Below are 18258 nucleotides of genomic sequence, written 5' to 3' on the forward strand. Positions count from 1 at the left end.
GTCAGTCCTCGCCCTCACCCATGGGCGGCAGTGCCTTGATCAACGGTGCGTCGTAGTCCACCTTGCCTGTCTTGGCGGCACCGCCGGGCGAACCCAGCTCGTCGAAGAAGTCGGCGTTCGCACTCACATAGGGTTCCCACTCGTCGGGGACGTCGTCCTCGTAGAAGATCGCTTCCACCGGACACACCGGTTCGCAGGCACCACAGTCGACGCATTCGTCGGGCTGGATGTAGAGCATCCGTGCACCCTCGTAAATGCAGTCCACCGGGCATTCCTCGACGCAGGCCTTGTCCAGGACATCCACGCAAGGCTCCGCGATGATGTACGTCACCACAATCTCCTTCACTACAACGAGCTCGTACCCGTCGCGCCGGCGGCGAAGCGTCAACACGCTCCCACGGTGCGACCGGTCTCGGCGCGGGGCTGTCGCGCCACACCCGCACCGAGTTCGTCAGTCCCCCACCCACGGGTTCGGCGCACATGCGTACTCAAGGGTAATCGTCGGTGTGGCCCGGATCGACACCCGCCCCGGGCGGATGGCCCGATGACGACGAAGATCACACCTGCCGGCCCCGGCTCCGACCGACCCCGCTGGGACGCAGGCGAGTTGCGGTCAGCGTGACGACAACTCTCGCCTCTCCTCGTGCGTGAGCGCATCCTGTGTCGCGTGAGTGCGCGTCTCCTTCTCCCCCGACGCAGTGTCGCGCTGCCGGCGCTGCTGGCCATCGAGCGTTGTCGGCGGCAGTGACCTTCCACCGTCCTGACGCCGATCCGACCGGGAGAAACCATGACCTCAACACTCGATCCGACCCGACCATCCGCTCGAAGCGGTAGCCTGCCCACCCGTCTGCGTCCCGCCGACCTGTTACGCGTCACCGATCAAGGTGTGGCCGATGTGCTCGACGGCCGTTACGACCACCTCTTGCCGCACGAGTGGGACCCCGTGGAACGCTGGTCCACCCGCCTCGAGTCCAACGACGATCTCGACGTCTGGCTGATCAGCTGGACGCCGGACCGTTCGACCGACCTGCACGACCACGCGGGTTCTCTCGGCGCGCTCACCGTGCTGTCGGGTGCATTGCGCGAATATCGGTGGACCGGCGACGATCTGGCGCTGCGCGTGCTGTCCGCCGGCGACCAGGCAGCCTTTCCGCTCGGATGGGTTCACGATGTGCAGCACCACGCGAGTGCGCCACCGTTACGTGGGGTGTCGGGGTCGGCAGCGGTGCAGGCGAGTCCCGGCACGGTCCACGGACCCACACTGAGCGTCCACGCGTATTCACCGCCACTGACCGCGATGTCGTTCTACGAGGTCACCGACTCGAGGTCGCTGCGACGTACGCGCACCGAGCTCACCGACGAACCGGAATAGTCTGGCGGACATGCCCATGACGATCAACGATCTGCTGCTCACCGCCCGAGAGAGCCTCGAGCGCGTGAGCGTCGGCGATCTCGCCGGTGAACTCGACGACGGGGCCTACCTCGTCGACATCCGTCCCGCCGCCCAGCGAGCCCGCGAAGGCGAGTATCCGGGGGCGCTTGTCGTGGAGCGCAACGTGCTCGAATGGCGGTTGGACCCGGCCAGCGACGCGCGTATCCCGGAGGCCGTCGACCACGACGTGCGCTGGATCATCCTGTGTTCGGAGGGCTACAGCTCGAGTCTGGCGGCGGCGGCGTTGCAGCAGTTGGGCCTACACCGCGCAACCGACCTGGTAGGCGGCTATCAGGCAGTGCTGGCACAGAACACCTGAGCCCCCCGCTGGTTGAGCGACCCCCGCTGGTTGAGCTTGTCGAAACCCCCCACCCGCCGGTCGAGCGCCCACCCGCTGGTTGAGCGACCCCCGCTGGTTGAGCTTGTCGAAACCACCCACCCGCCGGTCGAGCGCCCACCCGCTGGTTGAGCTTGTCGAAACCACCCCACCGGGCACGCTCGACGCGAATCCGGGCACGCTCGACGCGAATGCGGGCACGCTCGACGCGAATGCGGGCACGCTCGACGCGAATCCGGGCACGCTCGACGCGAATCCGGGCACGCTCGACGTCAGGCGACGGCCGGCCACGGCAGGCCGGTGGGAATCGTGTCGGCGGCCAGGCCGGTGACCGGATCGCTCAGGGCGGCCACGTGGGCGTGCAGCGACGGATCGATCCAGTGGTCACGGTCGAGCACATACGGTGGCTGAGCGGTGATCCGCTCGGTGAGGCGGTAGCCGGACTCGGCGGTGATTGCGGCCAGCGCCGCCAGATTGGGCCACGGCCGTTCGGGATTCACGTGGTCGGGCGTCAGCGGAGACACCCCGCCCCAATCGTCGATCCCCGATGCGATGAGGGCCGCACATTCGGCCGCGGACACCAGATTCGGCGGGGCCTGGACCCGCATGTGCGGACCCAGCACGATCCGGGCCACCGCCACGGCAGCGAGGAATTCGGTCATCTCCGCGTCCGGGGTGCCGCGCATCGCGGTGTCCGGCTTCGCCCGGAAGTTCTGCACGATCACCTCTTGGATGTGTCCACCGGCCCGTGCCACATCGGCCAGCGCGAGCAGCGATTCGGCACGCTCGGTGAGGGATTCACCGATGCCCACCAGGATTCCGGTGGTGAATGGGATGGCGAGATCCCCGGCGTCGCGCAGCACCTGCATCCGCACCATCGGATCCTTGTCCGGGCTGCCGTAATGGGGCTCGCCGCGGTCGGTGAACAGCCTGCGCGCGGTGGTCTCGAGCATCATGCCCATCGACGGCGCCACCGGACGCAGACCCGTCATCTCGGCCGCACTCATCACCCCCGGATTCAGATGCGGCAACAGACCGGTGTCCTCCAGCACCGCCACCGCGGCCGCGCGCACATAATCCAGCGTCGACGAATAGCCGCGTGCGCCAAGCCATTCGGCCGCCTGCGGCCACCGGTCCTCGGGCCGGTCACCCAGCGTGAACAGCGCCTCCTTACAACCGAGCGCGGCACCCTGGCGGGCAATGCCCACCACCTGGTCGAGATCGAGATACATGCCCTCCCCGCTACGGGCGAGCTTTCCCGGGACGGTGACGAAAGTGCAGTAGTGGCACCGGTCCCGGCACAACCGGGTCAGGGGCACGAAGACCTTGCGGGAGTAAGTGATCTGCCGTTCACGCCGCGCCTCTGCGAGGCCCTCGTCGCGCAGGGCCGACGCGATCGACGCCACCTCCCGCAGGTCGTCACCCGATGCCGACAACAGTGCCGCCACCTCGGAGGTACCGAGGCGGGCGCCACCACCTTCGCGTGTGCCGCGCGCGGCATCGATCGCGTCGGCCACACTCACCGATGCACTCACCGACATCTCCCCTCCTCGTCGTCGGAAACGGTGTCCATCAGGAACGGTCCAGGGTCGAACGTGCCGTTGCGTTCCCGGAACGAGACGGCCGTACCAGGCCACAGGAGGGTCAGCCTGCCGCTTTCGGGATCGACATACCAACTGTCACAGCCGGTGAGCCACACCGTGGAAGCGCTGCGCTCGTCGATCTCGGCGGTGTAGGCGGCCTCGGCCTCCGCGGTGACCTCGAGAGCGAGCACGCCCGGTTCGGCGAGGGCGTCGAGCGCGCCGAGCACGTACCCGAGTTGTGTCTCGATCATGTAGATCGCCGAATTGTGGCCGAGCGCGGCATTGGGCCCGTCGAGGACGAACATATTGGGGAAACCGCTGACCACCGTCGAGGCATAGGAAGTCATCCCCTGCGACCAGTGGTCGGCGAGTACGACGCCATCTCGGCCGACCACCCTGCCGGCGACCGGCGGCCGCGCCGCCTCGAAACCGGTTGCGAGCACCAGCACATCGAGCTCGTAGCCGTGCCCGCTCGACGCCCGGGCCTTGCACTCGGTCACCGACTCCAGCGCACTCGGCTCGAACACCACGTTGTCACGGAGCAGGGTCGGGTAGAAGTCGTCGCTGAGCAGGATGCGTTTGCATCCGATCTCGTAGTCGGGAGTCAGGATCGCGCGCAACGCAGGGTCGCGGATCTGTTGGTCCAGGTGACCCGCCGCGCGCTCGCGGATCTCGTCGATATCGGGTCGCAGGCCGAGGCGCTGCCGGAACGCGGTGTCTGCGTCGCGAAGCATCTGATCGCGAATGTCCTGAGCCACAACGGGATCGAGATACTCGGCACGTTCCGCGGCGGAGTAGACCCGGTCCTCACGGGGCACGACGTACGGGGGCGTCCGCGAGAAGATCACCAGTTCATCGGCTTGTGCGGCCAGGTGGGGCGTCACCTGCACGGCCGACGCACCGCTGCCGACCACGCCGATCCGCGCACCGTCCAGACCGAGCTCGGGACGCCACGCCGCGGTGTGCACCACCTCACCCGTGAACGTGTCGAGTCCCTCGATCTCGGGGATATGCGGTTCGGAGAGTCGTCCGACGGCCAGGATCAGAATGCGCGCCAAAATTGTTCCCGCACCGGTCTCGAGCACCCACCGATGGTCGCTGGAATTCCACATGGCCCTGCGCAATTCACAACCGAACCGTATCGATTCCGACACACCTTCGGCCTCGACGGTCTGCTCGAGATAGTGCTTGATCTCCTGGCCACTCGGATACACCGACGTCCAATCGGCGGGAGGGCGGAAGGAGAAGGAGTAGAGGTGGGCGGGAATGTCACACGCGATGCCGGGGTAGGTGTTGTCACGCCACGTACCGCCGACCTCGCCGGCGCGTTCGAGGACGAGGAACGACTCGCGACCACGTCGGGCCAGCATCGTCGCCATGCCGATCCCGGCGAAACCGGCACCGACGATGACCACATCGACGTCGGCTGGTCCCGACCGCCGACCGCTCCCCGCGACGGTCACCGCCGCGCTCCGGCAACATCGCTGTCCGGCAACGGGATACACCGCTCCGCAGGGAGCGTCTCGTATCGCGTGGTGCGTTGCCGCGGGGTGCGGCCCACCGAGTCGGCGATGCCGACGAGTTGCTCGACACCCAGCGTGCGGCCCGCCTCCTGCCCCGACTCCGGTGAGAGCCGACCGTCGAGCAGCAGTCCGCCGATGTCGTCGGCGCCACCGCGCAGCACGTCGGTCACCTCCTCGGCATCGAGCTTGGGCCACGCCGCCTGCAGGTGGTTGAACCGGCCCAGGGTGAGCAATCGCGCCACCGCATGCACCGCGCGGGTCTCCCGCCGCGACACCCGGTGCGTTGCGGCGTCGGCCAGGTGCGGCGGCGCGTTCCCCGGCAGCATCGGCATCAGGATGAGTTCGCTGAAGCCGCCGGTGCGGGCCTGAATCGCACACAACAGCCGCAGATGCGCCACCTGCTGCTCGGGAGTCTCCACATGGCCGTACAACATCGTCGCGGTGGAAAACAGTCCTGCTCGGTGAGCCGACTCGATGGTGTCCACCCAGTCACTCACCGGCGCCGGCGTCCCGGTGGGGTGCAGTGCGCTACGCACCTCGTCGTCGAGGATCTGCGCGGCGGTACCGGGCACCGAACCCAGTCCCGCATCGCGGGCACGAATCAGGAACTCGGACACCGTGATCCGCATCCGGGCCGCGGCGTCACGCACCTCCGGCGGGCGAAATGCGTGCACGTGCAGCTCTGGGGCGACGCCGTGGATGCGGGCCACGAGACGCAGGTACTCGTCGACCGGAGCGTCGTCGGGGACGGGTCCCTGCATGCAGATCTCGGTGGCGCCGATTGCGGCCGCCTCGGCAACGAGGTCCTCCAGCGACGGATCGGCCTCGCGCCGGGCGACGACGGCGGTGTCCAGGTTGCGATTGACCACGAAGGTGAGCACATCGGGGTCGGTGGCGGTGGCCCGCGCGGCGTCGGCCAGGGCACACAGTTCGTCGAGTTCGTCGCCTCGTGCCCCGAGCAGCGCCACCCAGTCGTGATCGGTCACCGACGCGGCATCGCCGCGCACTCGTGCGAGAGCGGTGGTCACCTGTCCGATCGGGGCGGGGCGGTCGTCCGCCCACGCGCGCAACACCATGGGTGCCACTCTAACGATCAGGCTCTCGGCTACTCCGGTTCGGGCAGACGTCGGGTCCAGATCAAGGCCACCGGCGCTCCGAGTCCGATCACCACCAACAGCAGCGTCGCCAGGGTCATCGAACCCTGCACGGCGAGCATCACATCACCGCCGGGTCCCGACAACGCTGCGGCGACGAGCACCACGAGCCACGCAACCAGTGGGCCGTAACGCAGCGGCCCGTCGGTCTGCCGGGCTGCCAGCCAGAGCAGCACACAGTTGCCGATGCCTGCGCCGACGGCGGCCGCGGGGACCGCGACACCGTCGATTCGCAGGTAGACGAAGGCCACCGACAGCAACCCGACGATCAGCCCGTCGACGATGAGCAGACCGAGCAACACGCGATCGAGGATGCGCATCACACCACCGGTTCGAACAGGTCGGTGACCCGCCGCCCGGCCACGGCTGCGCCGGGACTGCGACGGATGAAGTGCTCGACGGCCATGATGGGCTGCGCGATGTTGTTGCTCAGCGCGTACTCCGTACCCGAGGGGGCAACCGTGACCTGGGTGGCGTGCGCCGCCAGCGCCGCGACCTTGCGCGCGTAGACCTGCGAGACGTCGATCGCGGCGTCGATGTCGGCGTCGGGATAACTGGGCAACTCACCGGGCGCGGGCATCCGCCACCCGGCCGGGATCGCCGCGGCGGCGGCCAGCCCGGCGTGCAGCGCCGAGTGCTCGGTCACCGACTCCCATACCACCAGGTCATGTCCGGTGCGCTGTTCGGCGAGCGGGATCGCGGCCATCGACGCCTCGTGCACCTGTTTGTGGTCAGGGTGGCCGTACGTGCCCGCGGCGTCGTAGGTGACCAGCACCTGCGGGTCGAAGTCGACGATCAGGTCGGTGAGGGTGGACACCACATCGTCGAACGGGGCCCGGGCCAGCGCGCGCGGATGCCGGGCCGACGCGGTTCCCGCCATCCCGGAGTCACGCCAATGACCGGCACCACCGAGAAACCGGGGCTCCAGCGACGGCCGGCCCGCCGGGGTCAGTTCGGCGAGCGCCCGGGTCAGTTCCAGGACGCGGTAGCCGCCGAGCTGATCGGCGCGGTCGGCGGTGAGCTGGGCCCACCGCTCGCCGATCACCTCCCCCTCCTCCCCGAGGGTGAACGTGAGCACGCGAACGTCGACACCCGCGTCGAGATAGCGGGCGATGGTCCCGCCGGTCATGATCGTCTCGTCGTCGGGATGTGCGTGCAGCAACAACATCCGGCGGCGCGTCGAGGTGTCGGTCATCGCCACACCCCTGTCATCGCAGCGCCCACGTCTGCGCCGTGCCATAGATCGACACCTGGATCGGCCCCGACAGCGGCACGTCGCGTACCTTGGGGGTGACGCCGACCAGCATGCTGTCCTGGTAGAGCGGCAGGTAGATGGCCTGTGCGGCGAGCAGCGGTTCGGCCTCGACCAATTGCGGGGTGGGATCGGGCGCCGACATCGCCTCGCGCGCCATGCCGATCAGCACCGGGTCGCACAGCCCCGACGGATTGCTCGCGTACACGTCCTGTGCGGGGGCGGCATCCTGCCCGGGCGCCACGCTGGTGGGCGTGGGCGGGGTGCTCAGCGACGGCGCGGTCCCCGGTTTGGGCTGATCGCAGTCCACCTGCGAGGCGAACGCCGCGGCAGGTGGCACACCGAGTCCGCTCCAGCCGACCACCACGTCGACCTTCGACTCGGTCAGTGCCACCCCGTACAGCTCATTGCTGGGCAAAGACACCACCCCGGCGCGTACTCCGGCGCCGCGCAGTTGGTCGACCACGTTGGCCGCCGCCGACATCGACCGGACATCCCCGCTGATGGCACCGACCCGCACAACGAGATCCCGACCGTCCTTCTGAAACGGCGTCACTCCGTCGGGTACCGGACCGATCCCCGACCCGGTCTCGCCCTCCGGGGCGGACTCGGGTGACGACGCCGGGCTCGACGAGGGCTCCTGCGACGTCGTCGCCGATCCCGGAGTCCGGGTCGGCGCACCGGCGACGGCCGGGGCGCGCCGGTATCCCGCCGAAGCGAGCAGGTCGTCGATCCCGGCGGGCCCGGGGCGGTTGCGTGTCACCGGAAAGTACCCCGGGTCCGACGGTGCGAGCACCGTGTTCGCATACGGCTCCACAATCCAGTCGCCTGCGGCGGAGTACGTGGTGAGCGTGGGGTCGATCATGCCGAGGATTGCCCTGCGTACGGCGACGGAACCCATCACCGGTGTCCTGGAGTTGACGCTGATGCCCAGGGATCGCGACGTCAGGCTGCGTTGCGTGACGACACCGGGGACGGCGGCGAGCTCTGCGCTTGTCGCCTGTCCCATACCGAGGGTGGCGATCGCCGAGGCATCCGATCGCACCGACTCGACCATCTGCGACGCGGTGCCCGCGCGGCGTAGCACCACCTGGTCGAGGTTGGCGGGTTTCATCCAGTAGCGGTCGTTGCGGATGAGCCGCACCTCGTCGCGCGTGGTGTCGATCGAGAACACCGAGAACGGTCCCGCCGATACCGGTTTGCCGCTGTCCATACCGGTCTGAAATCCCGCGGGCGCGCCCTTGAGTACGTGACTGGGCAGCAGCCAGTTGAACAACTCCCGCCACGCCGGATACGGCCGGGCGAACTTCACGGTGACCACCTTGCCGCCCGAACTGGTCTCCACCGAGTCGATCAGGCGGTATCCCGCCGGCGCCACCACATTCGGCTGCCGCGACATCTGCTGCCAGAGGTAACTGAAGTCGTCGCCGGTCACCGGCAGACCGTCGGACCACTGGGCGTTGGTGTGAATCGTGTAGGTCACCGTGAACGGCGCCTGACCGGTCACCTCGGCGGAGGTGAGCAGTGCGTCCTGCCGCTGCCACACCACCCCGGTCGGTGTTTGCACGGGCTCGAACGCCGACGGCAGTGTCATCGCGGCGATCGCGGTGGTGACCGGACTCTGATCTGCACCCAGATGCGGGTTGAAACCCGTTCCCACCGAATCGGTGGCGACGAAGATCGTCTTCTCGGTGGGGTACTCGGTGGGTGTGGGCGGCGGCGCGGTGTCGCGAACCGGCGGCGGCGGGTTGGACATGCAGGCCGACGTCGCGATCGCCAGGACCGCGGTGAGCAGCAGCGTCACCAGCGTCCGTCCGCCGGGTCCGCCCGGACCCGGCCACCGCGGCGACCTGCCCCTCACTCCATCACCCCCGACCACGCATCACCCTCGTCCGACTCTGCCTCACCTGCGCATCACACTCGGCCGCCGAGCAGACCGTGCCGCGCGGACTCCGGCCGTCAGCCGGCCGCCTGATCGCGCGACTTGGCCCGTGACCGTTCGCGGGCCCGTGTCGACGCATCCAGGTGCACCTTACGCACCCGCACCACTTCGGGCGTCGCCTCGACACACTCGTCGCCGGCACAGAATTCCATCGCACCCTCGAGATCGAGTTGCATCGGCTTGGCCAGCGTCTCCATCACATCGGCCGACGACTGCCGCATGTTGGTGAGCTTCTTCTCGCGGGTCACGTTGATGTCGAGGTCCTCGGCGCGCGGATTGATACCCACGACGTGGCCCTCGTAGGTGTCGTCACCCGGGTCGACGAAGAAGGTGCCACGGTCGGCGAGCTGGATCATCGCGAACGGGGTCACCGTGCCCGCCCGGTCGCTGACCAGCGAACCGGTGTGGCGTGCCCGGATCTCACCGGCCCACGGGTGGTAGCCCTCGAACACCGCGTTGGCGATGCCGGTGCCGCGGGTTTCGGTGAGGAAATCGGTGCGGAAGCCGATCAGGCCACGCGACGGCACGGTGAACTCCATTCGCACCCAGCCGGACCCGTGGTTGTTCATCTGATCCATCCGGCCCTTGCGCGCGGCCAGCAGCTGGGTCACCGCGCCGAGGTACTCCTCGGGCACGTCGATGGTGAGGTGCTCGAAGGGTTCGTGCACCTTGCCGTCGACCTTGCGGGTGACCACCTGGGGCTTGCCGACGGTCAGCTCGAAGCCTTCGCGGCGCATCTGTTCGACGAGGATGGCCAGGGCGAGTTCACCTCGACCCTGCACCTCCCACGCGTCGGGGCGGTTGATGTCGACCACGCGGAGCGACACGTTGCCGATGAGTTCGGTGTCGAGACGGTCCTTGACCATTCGGGCGGTCAGCTTGTGTCCCTTGACCCGACCGGCCAGCGGCGAGGTGTTGGTGCCGATGATGACCGAGATCGCGGGCTCGTCGACGGTGATGCGCGGCAACGCGACCGGGTTCTCGGAGTCGGCGAGGGTGTCGCCGATCATGATCTCCGGGATGCCGGCGATCGCGACGATGTCGCCGGCGACCGCCGACTCGGCGGGGCTGCGTTCAACACCGACGGTGGCGAGCAGTTCGGTGATCTTGGCACGTTCGACGACCGGTTCGGCGGTGCCGTCGTCCTTGGTGATCTCACGCATCCATGCAACGGTCTGCCCCTTCTTGAGGGTGCCGTTGTGGATGCGGACGAGGCCGAGACGACCGAGGAACGGCGAGGCGTCGAGGTTGGTGACGTGCGCCTGCAACGGCGCGTCGGAATCGCCCTTGGGGGCGGGCACGTGCTCGAGGAGCACGTCGAAGAAGGGGTCGAGGTTGTCGCCCTCGGGCACCTCACCGTCGGCCGGCTCGACGGTGCTGGCCACACCGGCGCGACCCGAGGCGTAGAGCACCGGGAGATCGAGCACCTGCTCGGCGGCCGCAGCGGCCTCCTCGGGCAGGTCGGAGGCCAGGTCCAGCAGAAGATCGTGCGTCTCTTCGACGACCTCGGCGATGCGGGCGTCGGGACGGTCGGTCTTGTTGACCACCAGGATCACCGGCAGCGAGGCGGCCAGCGCCTTGCGCAGCACGAAGCGGGTCTGCGGCAGCGGCCCCTCCGAGGCGTCGACGAGGAGCACCACGCCGTCGACCATGGACAGTCCGCGCTCCACTTCACCACCGAAGTCGGCGTGCCCGGGGGTGTCGATGACGTTGATGACGACCTCGGTGCCGTCGGGCTGGCGGCGGTGGACGGCGGTGTTCTTGGCGAGGATGGTGATGCCCTTCTCGCGTTCGAGGTCACCGGAGTCCATCACCCGGTCGACGAGTTCGGCACGCTCACCGAACACCCCGGACTGGCGGAGCATCGCGTCGACCAGCGTGGTCTTGCCGTGGTCGACGTGCGCGACGATCGCGACGTTGCGGAAGTTGGGAGCAGCGCTCACTGAGTTCTCTTTCGTGCTGGGGCGGCTGCGGCGGGGCCGCAGCGGTGGACTTCGGTGCCGCAGACTCCCGGTCGGCGGTCAACCTGTACAGGGTATCGGTTGTGCCGGTGAGATCGCGATCACAGCATCAGGGTCGGCGTCGATCCCCCGGTGTTACCGTGCCCTCATGGCGAAGGTGAACCCGCGAAAGGTCGCCGGGCTCACGCCCAAGAAGAAGTGCTGCCGCAGCTCGACGCGCTGTGTGCGCTGCCCGGTGGTCATCAACCGCATGTCCAAACTCGACACCTCGCAGTTGTCGAAGAAGAAGTTGTCGAAGGCGCTCAAGAAGGCGCGGGCCGCCTGACCGCGCACGTCCGGCCGGTGGTCGCTCAGCCGGTGGCGGGATCGGCACCGGGATCGGGCGCGCGCACCGCCACGGCGAACGCCACCAGCGCGATGCCGATCAGTTCGGCGGGCTGCGGCCGTTGTCCGAGAACCACGAATCCGACGACCGCCGCGGTCACCGGTAGCAGGGCGAGCAGCAGCGCGAATCCCGCCTGCCCCACCGATCGCAATACGACCTGGTCGATCGCGTAGGGCAGGGCCGTGGAGGCCACACCCAGTCCGAGTCCGAGGAGCACCAACCGTCCGGTGGGGGCACCCGGCGCGAATGCCGGGCCCAGCAGCAACGCGAGCGGCGAGGTCACCACCGCCGCCACGACGAACCCGGTGGCGAGATCCTCCAATCCCGAACCACGTTGCGCCACAAGTTTTCCCGCCACGATGTAGCCTGCCCAGCACAGCGCGGCGAGCAAGGCGAACAGCACTCCCGCGGCCGACCCGGCCCACCGCACGTCGACGATCAGGATCACCCCGATCACTGCGAACACCAACACGGCCACGTCACGCCGGGTGCGCGACCCGGCAGCGGCCACCACGATCGGCCCCAGGAACTCCAGTGCCACCGCCGTCCCGAGCGGCAAGCGGTGCAGCGCCTCATAGAAAGCGATGTTCATCGCGGCGGTGACGAGCCCGAACGCGCCGGCCAAGCGCAGACGTCCCGGAGTCCAGGCGTCGCGCGGGGGCCGGACCCACGCGGCGAGGACCACCGCGGCCCCGGCGATCCGCATCCATGCCACCCCGGCCGGTGATATGCGGTCGAAGAGGACCACTGCGATCGCCGCGCCCAGGTACATCGAGGTTCCACCGGCGACCATGAGTACCGGCGCCCGCCAGGTCTGGCGCCGGGGTCGTCGAATCACAGTGCCCGACGCTACCCCGGACGCGCCGATGGTTCGGGCGCCCTGCCAGTGGCCGCTGTCCTGTGCGGACTCCGAGCCATCGGCAGGTCAAGAGGACCCGGCCGAGCCCGTCGACGAACCGTTGGACTCCCCGGCCTTCACGCACCCGGTGACCGCCCGTTTGCCCGCGAAACGATCGGCGAGCCAACCGAACGCCTCGTTGAATCCGGCGACACCGCCGGCGATGTGCCCGAGCGGGGTGCCGCCGAGTACCGGGAACCGGATGTATCTGTACTCGAGCGAGGCGGGATTCTTGGCGCACCAGTCCCCGTAGAGCTGATCGCCCTGGAACTTGGGTACGGTCGGATCGACGGGGTTGGCCGACAACAGGATCGGGATCGAGGTGGGCGGCAGCATGCCCACCCGTTGTTCGTCGACACGCTTGGCCAGCGCCGGGTTCTCGTCGATGATCTCGCCGATCTTCTTGCCGCTCGCGGTCCAGCTACTGGTCTTCGGCGCGCCGAGCAGACTCACCGCGACGATGCACTGATCCTTGGTGGAGGCCATGACCCTCTTGCCTTCGGCGTTGAGCAAGCCGGGCACGAGCGTGGCGATCTCCGGATAGCGCGCCGTCGCACCGTTGATGGCCCACGCGATCGCTCCGCCGAGCCGGTTGCCGTCGAGGTAGTCGAGGAGCGAACGCAGATTGGTCGGCGCGCCGCCCGCATAGATGCCGACCACCTGCTTCCTGAGTTCGGGAGCGTAGTCGTCGATGATTTCCGCCGCGGCCGCGGTGGCCGCGCCGCCCTGGGAATACCCCGCCAGCGCCACCTTGGTGTGGGGGTCGACGTTGGGAAGTGTCAGCGCCGCGCGGGCGGCGTCGATGACAGCGTTTGCCTGGTCGACGCGGATACCGAAGGTGTGTACCCCCGGCGTGCCGAGTCCGATGTAGTCGGTGCTGACCACCCCGTATCCCTTGGCGACCAGGTTGTAGGTGATCAGCGACTCGATCTCGGCCATCGGGCCACCGGGTGAGGACACGGTGACCGACTGCAGCACCCGCGACGGTGCGCACTGGTCGCCCTGCCCGTGCGCTCCCGGCGCGTACGACACGAGCGGCCGGGGGCCGGGTCCCTTCCACGCCCGCGCAGGCTGCAGGTAGTAGCCGCTCACCGCGGTCTTGTGGCCGAGCGCGTCGGTGGTCACATACATGATGAGCGTGGCCCGCGCCGGAACCCGGCCCCAGGCACTCGGCACTGTGATGAACGTCGACATCGGAGCCGTCTTCAACAGGGTCCCGGGCGCGGGCAGAGGCCCCGACGGCGGAGTGTAGAAACTCGTGTCCACACCGGCGCTGCCCGTCGATGATCCGTTGCCACCCGACGATCCCGTCGGTGCGGCGGCCGCGACGCCGATCGCACCCACGCTCATCACCACGGCGATCGATGCCGCCAGCACACTCATCACCGTCCGGCGGGCAGTCCCCATGTGCCAACCCGTCATCGCCACGTTGCCCCCCGAATCCCTCGGTAGTCACCAAAGGGCGCCACGACTCGTGATCCCTGGTCGTGGCGCCTGTTCGTCGGTGTCTGACACTAGCGAGATCCGAGAATGCGCGTCGACCCGAACGCTGCTTTGAACCCGAACGGACTACATACCCGTTGCCGCGTCGTGACACTCACGGGTCAGGTGCCTTCGAGAACGGCCAGGATCTCGGGCAACCACGCGGTGTCGGCGGGCACGATCTGCCCGAGTTCGGCCAGGCGCCGCAATCGCGCGGCGTCCACCCAGGCGACGGCCGCGTGATCGAGTGGTCGCACCGTCCCCCCGACGATCCGAGCCCACATCGCGATCAGGGTGAGGTCCGCCGAGAGTGGGACCTGAACCTCGAGACGCACACCGGGTTCCACCAGCACGTCGAGTTCTTCGAGCAGTTCGCGACGCAACGCCGCCGCGAGGTCCTCCCCGTCCTCCACCTTGCCGCCGGGCAACTCCCACAATCCGGCCACCTCCGGCGGATAGCGGCGCTGCGCCAACAGAATTCGATCATCCGACGTCGCCAGCACCGCCCCGGCCACCACCACGCGTCCGCTCACGACGCGATCACCGCGATCCGCTCGGGCACCAGCCGGACACTCACCTCGTCGCCCGCCTCGACCGGCCCGTCGGCCACGGCGTCGAGGTCGCCACCGGCGGTCGACAGACGCAAGCGGGTCCCGGTGGGCAGATCCGCGGCGACGAGAACGGTTGCGGTCACACCGGTCTCGCGGGTCGTCATGACACGCACCGACTCCGCCCGTAACCCCAGGAGCCCCTCCGACCACGGGACGTCAAGATCGACCTCGCCCAACGGGGTCGCCACCCGGGCGCCGACACGGTGTGCGGCCACGATCGTGGTGCAGCCGAGGAACCGCGCGGTCCACTCGTCGACGGGCGCCTTCCACAAACCCGCCGGTGGCGCCGACTGCACGATCCGGCCGTTCCGCATCACCGCGATCACATCGGACATCACCGCGGCCTCGGTGTGATCGTGGGTCACCATGATTGTCGGAGTTCCGCTGGCACAAACGATCTCGCGGATCTGCAGGGCGAGTTCGTCGCGCAGTGCCCGATCGAGGGCGGCCAGGGGTTCATCGAGCAACAACAGTCGGGGTCTCGGTGCCAGCGCACGTGCCAGCGCGACGCGCTGGGCCTGCCCGCCGGAGAGTTCCTCCACCCGCCGGTCCTCGAAGCCGGGTAACTGCACGAGTTCCAGCATCTCCGCAACCCGGCGCGTCCGCTCGGCGCGCGGCACGCGTCGGGCTCGCAGTCCGTAGGCGACGTTGGCGCCCACGGTGCGTCCGCCCAGCAGTTGGCCATCCTGGAACACCACCCCGAAGTCACGACGGTGCGCAGGAACGCCCTCGAGATCGACTTCGTCGAAGCGGATGCGGCCGCCCGCGGGCCGCTCCAATCCGGCCACCGCACGGATCAGGGTCGATTTGCCGCACCCCGACGGACCGAGCAGTGCGGTCACCGGCGCTACGTCGCCCACCCGCCAGCTCAGATCGTCGATCACCGACTCGGCGCCGTAGCTCACCCGCAGTCGGTCGAGTTCGAGCGTCACAGCAACACGCCCGATCGTGGCCGCAATGCCTCGACCGCGAGGACGGCCACCGAGGTGGCAGCCACCAACACCATCGATGCCGCCATCGCGGTGGCGAGATTCGACGCCCCGGGCCGGTTGAGCGCCGATCCGATGAGCACGGGCAGTGTGGTGGTGTCTGCACGCGCCAGAAAGCTGGTGGCGCCGAATTCACCGAGCGCCATCACGAAGGCGAATCCACCCGCGGCGGCAACGGATCGGCCGATGACGGGGGCATCGACCGTGGCGAATACACGGATCGGTCCGGCGCCGAGGGTGGCTGCCGCCTGCTGTTGCCGCGGCGGCACCGACTCCAGCGCCGGGATCACGATGCGGATCACCACCGGTATTGCGATCAGCGCCTGCACACACGGGATCACCAGCGGCGACGACGCGATCCGCGCGGGCATCGCCGCCAGCACGAGGAGATAACCGAACCCCAGGGTCACCGCGCTCAATCCGAGCGGGATCATCCCGAGAACCTCTCCCACCGAACGCAATGCACCCCGCGTACGGTGCAGCGCGAGCGCGGCGAGCGAGCCCACGCACACGGCGATCACCATCGCGAGTGTGGCGGTGATCAGCGAATAGCGCAGCGAGGCAAGCGGTGTCACACCATTGACCGGCTCGGCCAGTGCGCGGTAGCCGGACAGCGTCCAGTCGCCACCGGCTCGGGGCCGCACCGACCGCAGCGCGAGGACGAGCACAGGGCCGACGAGAACCACGGTCGTCCACGCCGACACGGCGACCACTGCGACCCACGTCGCCCCGCTGATGGGACGTCGTCGGGTGTATGCCCGGGCGGTGCCCGGCCCGGCCCGGCCACCGGCGAGCACACTGACCAGCAATGCTGCGATGACCACCACGATCTGGAGCATCGAGAGCGCCACGGCCTCGGGAATGCGGAAGTAGCCGATGGCTTGCGTGTAGATCTCGGTTTCGACGGTGCGCAGCGTGCCGCCACCGAGAATGATGATGACGCCGAAACTGGTGGAGCAGAACAGGAACACCAGCGTGGCCGCGGCGGCGGTCGGCGGCAACAGCCGGGGCGCCACCACCGTGCGCCAGGCCCGCCATTCCCCTGCACCGAGGGTGCGTGCGGCATCGACCGCGCGCGTGTCGAGGGATCGCCATGCTGCGCCGACCACCCGTACGAACACGGCGACGTTGAGAAAGGCATGCGCCAGCAGCACCGCCCACCATCCGGAGCCGATGTGCGCGAACGCCAAGGGGCCGTCGAGTACGGCGCGGAACGCGACGCCGACCACCACCGTGGGCAGCACGAACGGGATCGTCACCACCACGGTCAGCACGATCGTGCCGACACCGCCGGAACGGACGTAGAGCCACACGATGGGGGCGGCGACGAGCAGGGCGAGGACGGTGGATGCGGCGGCCTGCCCGAGGGTGACCGCCAGAAGGTGCGCGGCGTGTGTGCGCCGCAACAGCTCTGCGAGCGAGTGCGATCCCCCGTCACCGGCGGTGGTCATCGCGCGGCGCACGAGCGCGGCCACCGGCCACACGAACAGCAGCCCGATGAACGCGGTGGGCACCACAGCGAGGAGCCACGGACCGACCCGGCCGCCGCTCACCGCCCCACGGCGGCGCGCCACTGCTCGAGCCACGTTTCCCTGTTCTGCGCGATGTAGGCGGGCGGCAGGGTCACCGTGGACTGCGGCACCGGTGCACGTTGCGCCCAGCCGTCGGGCAACGGGGTGTTGCGCTGCACCGGATAGACGTACATGGCCGACGGAAGAGCCCGCTGAACAGTGGGACTGAGCATGAAATCGACCACTTTGCGGGCACCTGCGGCATTCGTCGCGCCCTTGAGCACACCGACGTATTCGACCTGACGGAAACAGCCGTCGAGCAACGCACTGGTCCCGGGCGTCGCGGCCGGCGACGACGCATAGGACAACACGATGGGCTTGCTGCCCCGGCCCTCACCGGCGGTGAACAACTGGTTGTAGGCGATCTCCCATCCCGAGACGATCGTGGCGCCACCCGCGACAACCTGCTTCCAGTAGGACAGCCATTTGTTGCCGAACACACCGATCGTGCTGAGCAGGAACGCCATTCCGGGCGAGGACGTGCCCGGGTCGAGCAGGGCCGCCTGTGCGGCGAACGTGGGCTCGCGCAGATCGCGAAGACTCGTCGGTGCCGGCTGCGCCTTGGTGCGGTACCACTCGTCGTCGACGTTGAGGCACACGTCGGCGCGGTCGACGGCGGTCAGTTCCCCGTTGGTGTCGGGCAGCGCGTAGTCGGCGGCACCGTCGGCCGCCGCCGGCGGCGTGTACGGCTCGAGCGCACCCGCCTCCACCGGACGTGAGGCGAAGGTGTTGTCGATGCCGTAGACGACGTCGGCCTTGGGCGATCCAGGGGTCAGCGAGATCGTCGACGCGAGTTGGCCGGCGTCGCCGGATTTGACCACCTTCAGGGTGAGACCGGTCTGTTTGGTGAACGCATCGAACACCGATTGGGGCAGGCTGAACGAATCGTGTGTGAGCATCGTGACCGCAGTGGCCGATCCGGTGTCATCACCGCAGGCAGACACCAGGGACACGCCGGTCACCACCGCCACGGCCAGCACTGCGGCCCGTCCGATCCGTGTGGCGGACATCGATCGAACCCCTCCGGTCTGCTCGGCCACCCGGCCTCCTCACCACACCCGATGTCGGTGTAACCCTGCACAGCGGTCGCGCGATACGACTGCTGTCGATCTAACCAGTTCGGCGGGTGCCCCACGAC

At 68.8% G+C, this 18258-nt stretch carries 17 protein-coding genes; 3 read left to right on the plus strand and 14 right to left on the minus strand.

Annotated features, from left to right (window positions below):
- Position 1: 1 nt before the first annotated feature.
- Entirely contained in the window at positions 2-334 is a 333-nt protein-coding gene (gene fdxA / locus ACWDSI_RS06900) for a ferredoxin (protein ID WP_449745181.1), read from the minus strand.
- A gap of 453 nt (positions 335-787) precedes the next feature.
- Between fdxA and ACWDSI_RS06905 the strand changes: the two genes are divergently transcribed.
- Positions 788-1372, plus strand: coding sequence for a cysteine dioxygenase (locus ACWDSI_RS06905; RefSeq protein WP_449745182.1), 585 nt, complete (start codon positions 788-790; stop codon positions 1370-1372).
- Positions 1373-1382: 10 nt separating this feature from the next.
- Positions 1383-1751, plus strand: a complete 369-nt coding sequence (locus ACWDSI_RS06910; RefSeq protein WP_449745183.1) for a rhodanese-like domain-containing protein — start codon at positions 1383-1385, stop codon at positions 1749-1751.
- A gap of 290 nt (positions 1752-2041) precedes the next feature.
- Here ACWDSI_RS06910 and cofG read toward each other — a convergent pair whose 3' ends face one another.
- The 7 genes from cofG to typA all read right to left on the minus strand — a co-directional run bounded on the left by cofG (position 2042) and on the right by typA (position 11166).
- Positions 2042-3310 (minus strand): 7,8-didemethyl-8-hydroxy-5-deazariboflavin synthase CofG, encoded by a 1269-nt coding sequence (gene cofG / locus ACWDSI_RS06915; RefSeq protein WP_449745184.1) that lies wholly within the window; start codon positions 3308-3310, stop codon positions 2042-2044.
- On the minus strand, positions 3301-4815 hold the full coding sequence (locus tag ACWDSI_RS06920; RefSeq protein ID WP_449745185.1) for a flavin-containing monooxygenase: 1515 nt from the start codon (positions 4813-4815) through the stop codon (positions 3301-3303). The genes cofG and ACWDSI_RS06920 overlap by 10 nt, the downstream gene beginning before the upstream one ends.
- Positions 4812-5951: an FO synthase gene (locus tag ACWDSI_RS06925; protein ID WP_449745186.1), complete on the minus strand. Its 1140-nt coding sequence runs from the start codon at positions 5949-5951 to the stop codon at positions 4812-4814. Before ACWDSI_RS06925 ends, ACWDSI_RS06920 begins: the two co-directional genes overlap by 4 nt.
- Before the next feature lie 29 nt (positions 5952-5980).
- Entirely contained in the window at positions 5981-6349 is a 369-nt protein-coding gene (locus tag ACWDSI_RS06930; RefSeq protein WP_449745187.1) for a facilitated glucose transporter, read from the minus strand.
- On the minus strand, positions 6349-7224 hold the full coding sequence (gene mshB, locus ACWDSI_RS06935; protein ID WP_449745188.1) for an N-acetyl-1-D-myo-inositol-2-amino-2-deoxy-alpha-D-glucopyranoside deacetylase: 876 nt from the start codon (positions 7222-7224) through the stop codon (positions 6349-6351). Before mshB ends, ACWDSI_RS06930 begins: the two co-directional genes overlap by 1 nt.
- 13 nt (positions 7225-7237) lie before the next feature.
- Positions 7238-9037, minus strand: coding sequence for an ABC transporter family substrate-binding protein (locus ACWDSI_RS06940; protein WP_449756207.1), 1800 nt, complete (start codon positions 9035-9037; stop codon positions 7238-7240).
- 203 nt (positions 9038-9240) lie between these two features.
- The gene (gene typA, locus ACWDSI_RS06945; RefSeq protein ID WP_449745189.1) at positions 9241-11166 is read right to left on the minus strand and encodes a translational GTPase TypA; all 1926 of its coding nucleotides are present in this window, start codon (positions 11164-11166) and stop codon (positions 9241-9243) included.
- A gap of 166 nt (positions 11167-11332) precedes the next feature.
- On the opposite strand from typA, the gene ACWDSI_RS06950 reads away from it, so the two are divergent.
- Entirely contained in the window at positions 11333-11509 is a 177-nt protein-coding gene (locus ACWDSI_RS06950) for a hypothetical protein (protein ID WP_449745190.1), read from the plus strand.
- A 25-nt stretch (positions 11510-11534) separates the two neighbouring features.
- On the opposite strand, the gene ACWDSI_RS06955 is transcribed toward ACWDSI_RS06950, so the two are convergent.
- The 6 genes from ACWDSI_RS06955 to ACWDSI_RS06980 all read right to left on the minus strand — a co-directional run bounded on the left by ACWDSI_RS06955 (position 11535) and on the right by ACWDSI_RS06980 (position 18130).
- Complete coding sequence (locus ACWDSI_RS06955) at positions 11535-12341, minus strand: EamA family transporter (RefSeq protein ID WP_449745472.1); 807 nt, start codon at positions 12339-12341, stop codon at positions 11535-11537.
- Positions 12342-12494: 153 nt separating this feature from the next.
- Positions 12495-13874, minus strand: coding sequence for a lipase family protein (locus ACWDSI_RS06960; protein WP_449745191.1), 1380 nt, complete (start codon positions 13872-13874; stop codon positions 12495-12497).
- 197 nt (positions 13875-14071) lie between these two features.
- Positions 14072-14482 (minus strand): NUDIX domain-containing protein, encoded by a 411-nt coding sequence (locus tag ACWDSI_RS06965; protein ID WP_449745192.1) that lies wholly within the window; start codon positions 14480-14482, stop codon positions 14072-14074.
- The gene (locus ACWDSI_RS06970; RefSeq protein ID WP_449745193.1) at positions 14479-15492 is read right to left on the minus strand and encodes an ABC transporter ATP-binding protein; all 1014 of its coding nucleotides are present in this window, start codon (positions 15490-15492) and stop codon (positions 14479-14481) included. The genes ACWDSI_RS06965 and ACWDSI_RS06970 overlap by 4 nt, the downstream gene beginning before the upstream one ends.
- Positions 15489-17135, minus strand: coding sequence for an ABC transporter permease (locus ACWDSI_RS06975; RefSeq protein WP_449745194.1), 1647 nt, complete (start codon positions 17133-17135; stop codon positions 15489-15491). Before ACWDSI_RS06975 ends, ACWDSI_RS06970 begins: the two co-directional genes overlap by 4 nt.
- Positions 17099-18130, minus strand: a complete 1032-nt coding sequence (locus ACWDSI_RS06980; RefSeq protein ID WP_449745195.1) for a thiamine ABC transporter substrate-binding protein — start codon at positions 18128-18130, stop codon at positions 17099-17101. The genes ACWDSI_RS06975 and ACWDSI_RS06980 overlap by 37 nt, the downstream gene beginning before the upstream one ends.
- Between the last annotated feature and the right edge of the window lie 128 nt (positions 18131-18258).

Source organism: Gordonia sp. NPDC003429 (genome assembly GCF_053588575.1).

What these genes read in the sequence shown, in the direction of transcription:
- ACWDSI_RS06910 (WP_449745183.1), top strand. Translation starts at nt 1,383, where the DNA reads ATGCCCATGACGATCAACGATCTGCTGCTCACCGCCCGAGAGAGCCTC.
- ACWDSI_RS06950 (WP_449745190.1), top strand. Translation starts at nt 11,333, where the DNA reads ATGGCGAAGGTGAACCCGCGAAAGGTCGCCGGGCTCACGCCCAAGAAG.
- ACWDSI_RS06930 (WP_449745187.1), bottom strand. Translation starts at nt 6,349, where the DNA reads ATGCGCATCCTCGATCGCGTGTTGCTCGGTCTGCTCATCGTCGACGGG.
- ACWDSI_RS06905 (WP_449745182.1), top strand. Translation starts at nt 788, where the DNA reads ATGACCTCAACACTCGATCCGACCCGACCATCCGCTCGAAGCGGTAGC.
- cofG (WP_449745184.1), bottom strand. Translation starts at nt 3,310, where the DNA reads ATGTCGGTGAGTGCATCGGTGAGTGTGGCCGACGCGATCGATGCCGCG.
- ACWDSI_RS06955 (WP_449745472.1), bottom strand. Translation starts at nt 12,341, where the DNA reads ATGTACCTGGGCGCGGCGATCGCAGTGGTCCTCTTCGACCGCATATCA.
- ACWDSI_RS06980 (WP_449745195.1), bottom strand. Translation starts at nt 18,130, where the DNA reads ATGTCCGCCACACGGATCGGACGGGCCGCAGTGCTGGCCGTGGCGGTG.
- mshB (WP_449745188.1), bottom strand. Translation starts at nt 7,224, where the DNA reads ATGACCGACACCTCGACGCGCCGCCGGATGTTGTTGCTGCACGCACAT.
- ACWDSI_RS06960 (WP_449745191.1), bottom strand. Translation starts at nt 13,874, where the DNA reads ATGGGGACTGCCCGCCGGACGGTGATGAGTGTGCTGGCGGCATCGATC.
- ACWDSI_RS06925 (WP_449745186.1), bottom strand. Translation starts at nt 5,951, where the DNA reads ATGGTGTTGCGCGCGTGGGCGGACGACCGCCCCGCCCCGATCGGACAG.
- ACWDSI_RS06940 (WP_449756207.1), bottom strand. Translation starts at nt 9,037, where the DNA reads ATGTCCAACCCGCCGCCGCCGGTTCGCGACACCGCGCCGCCGCCCACA.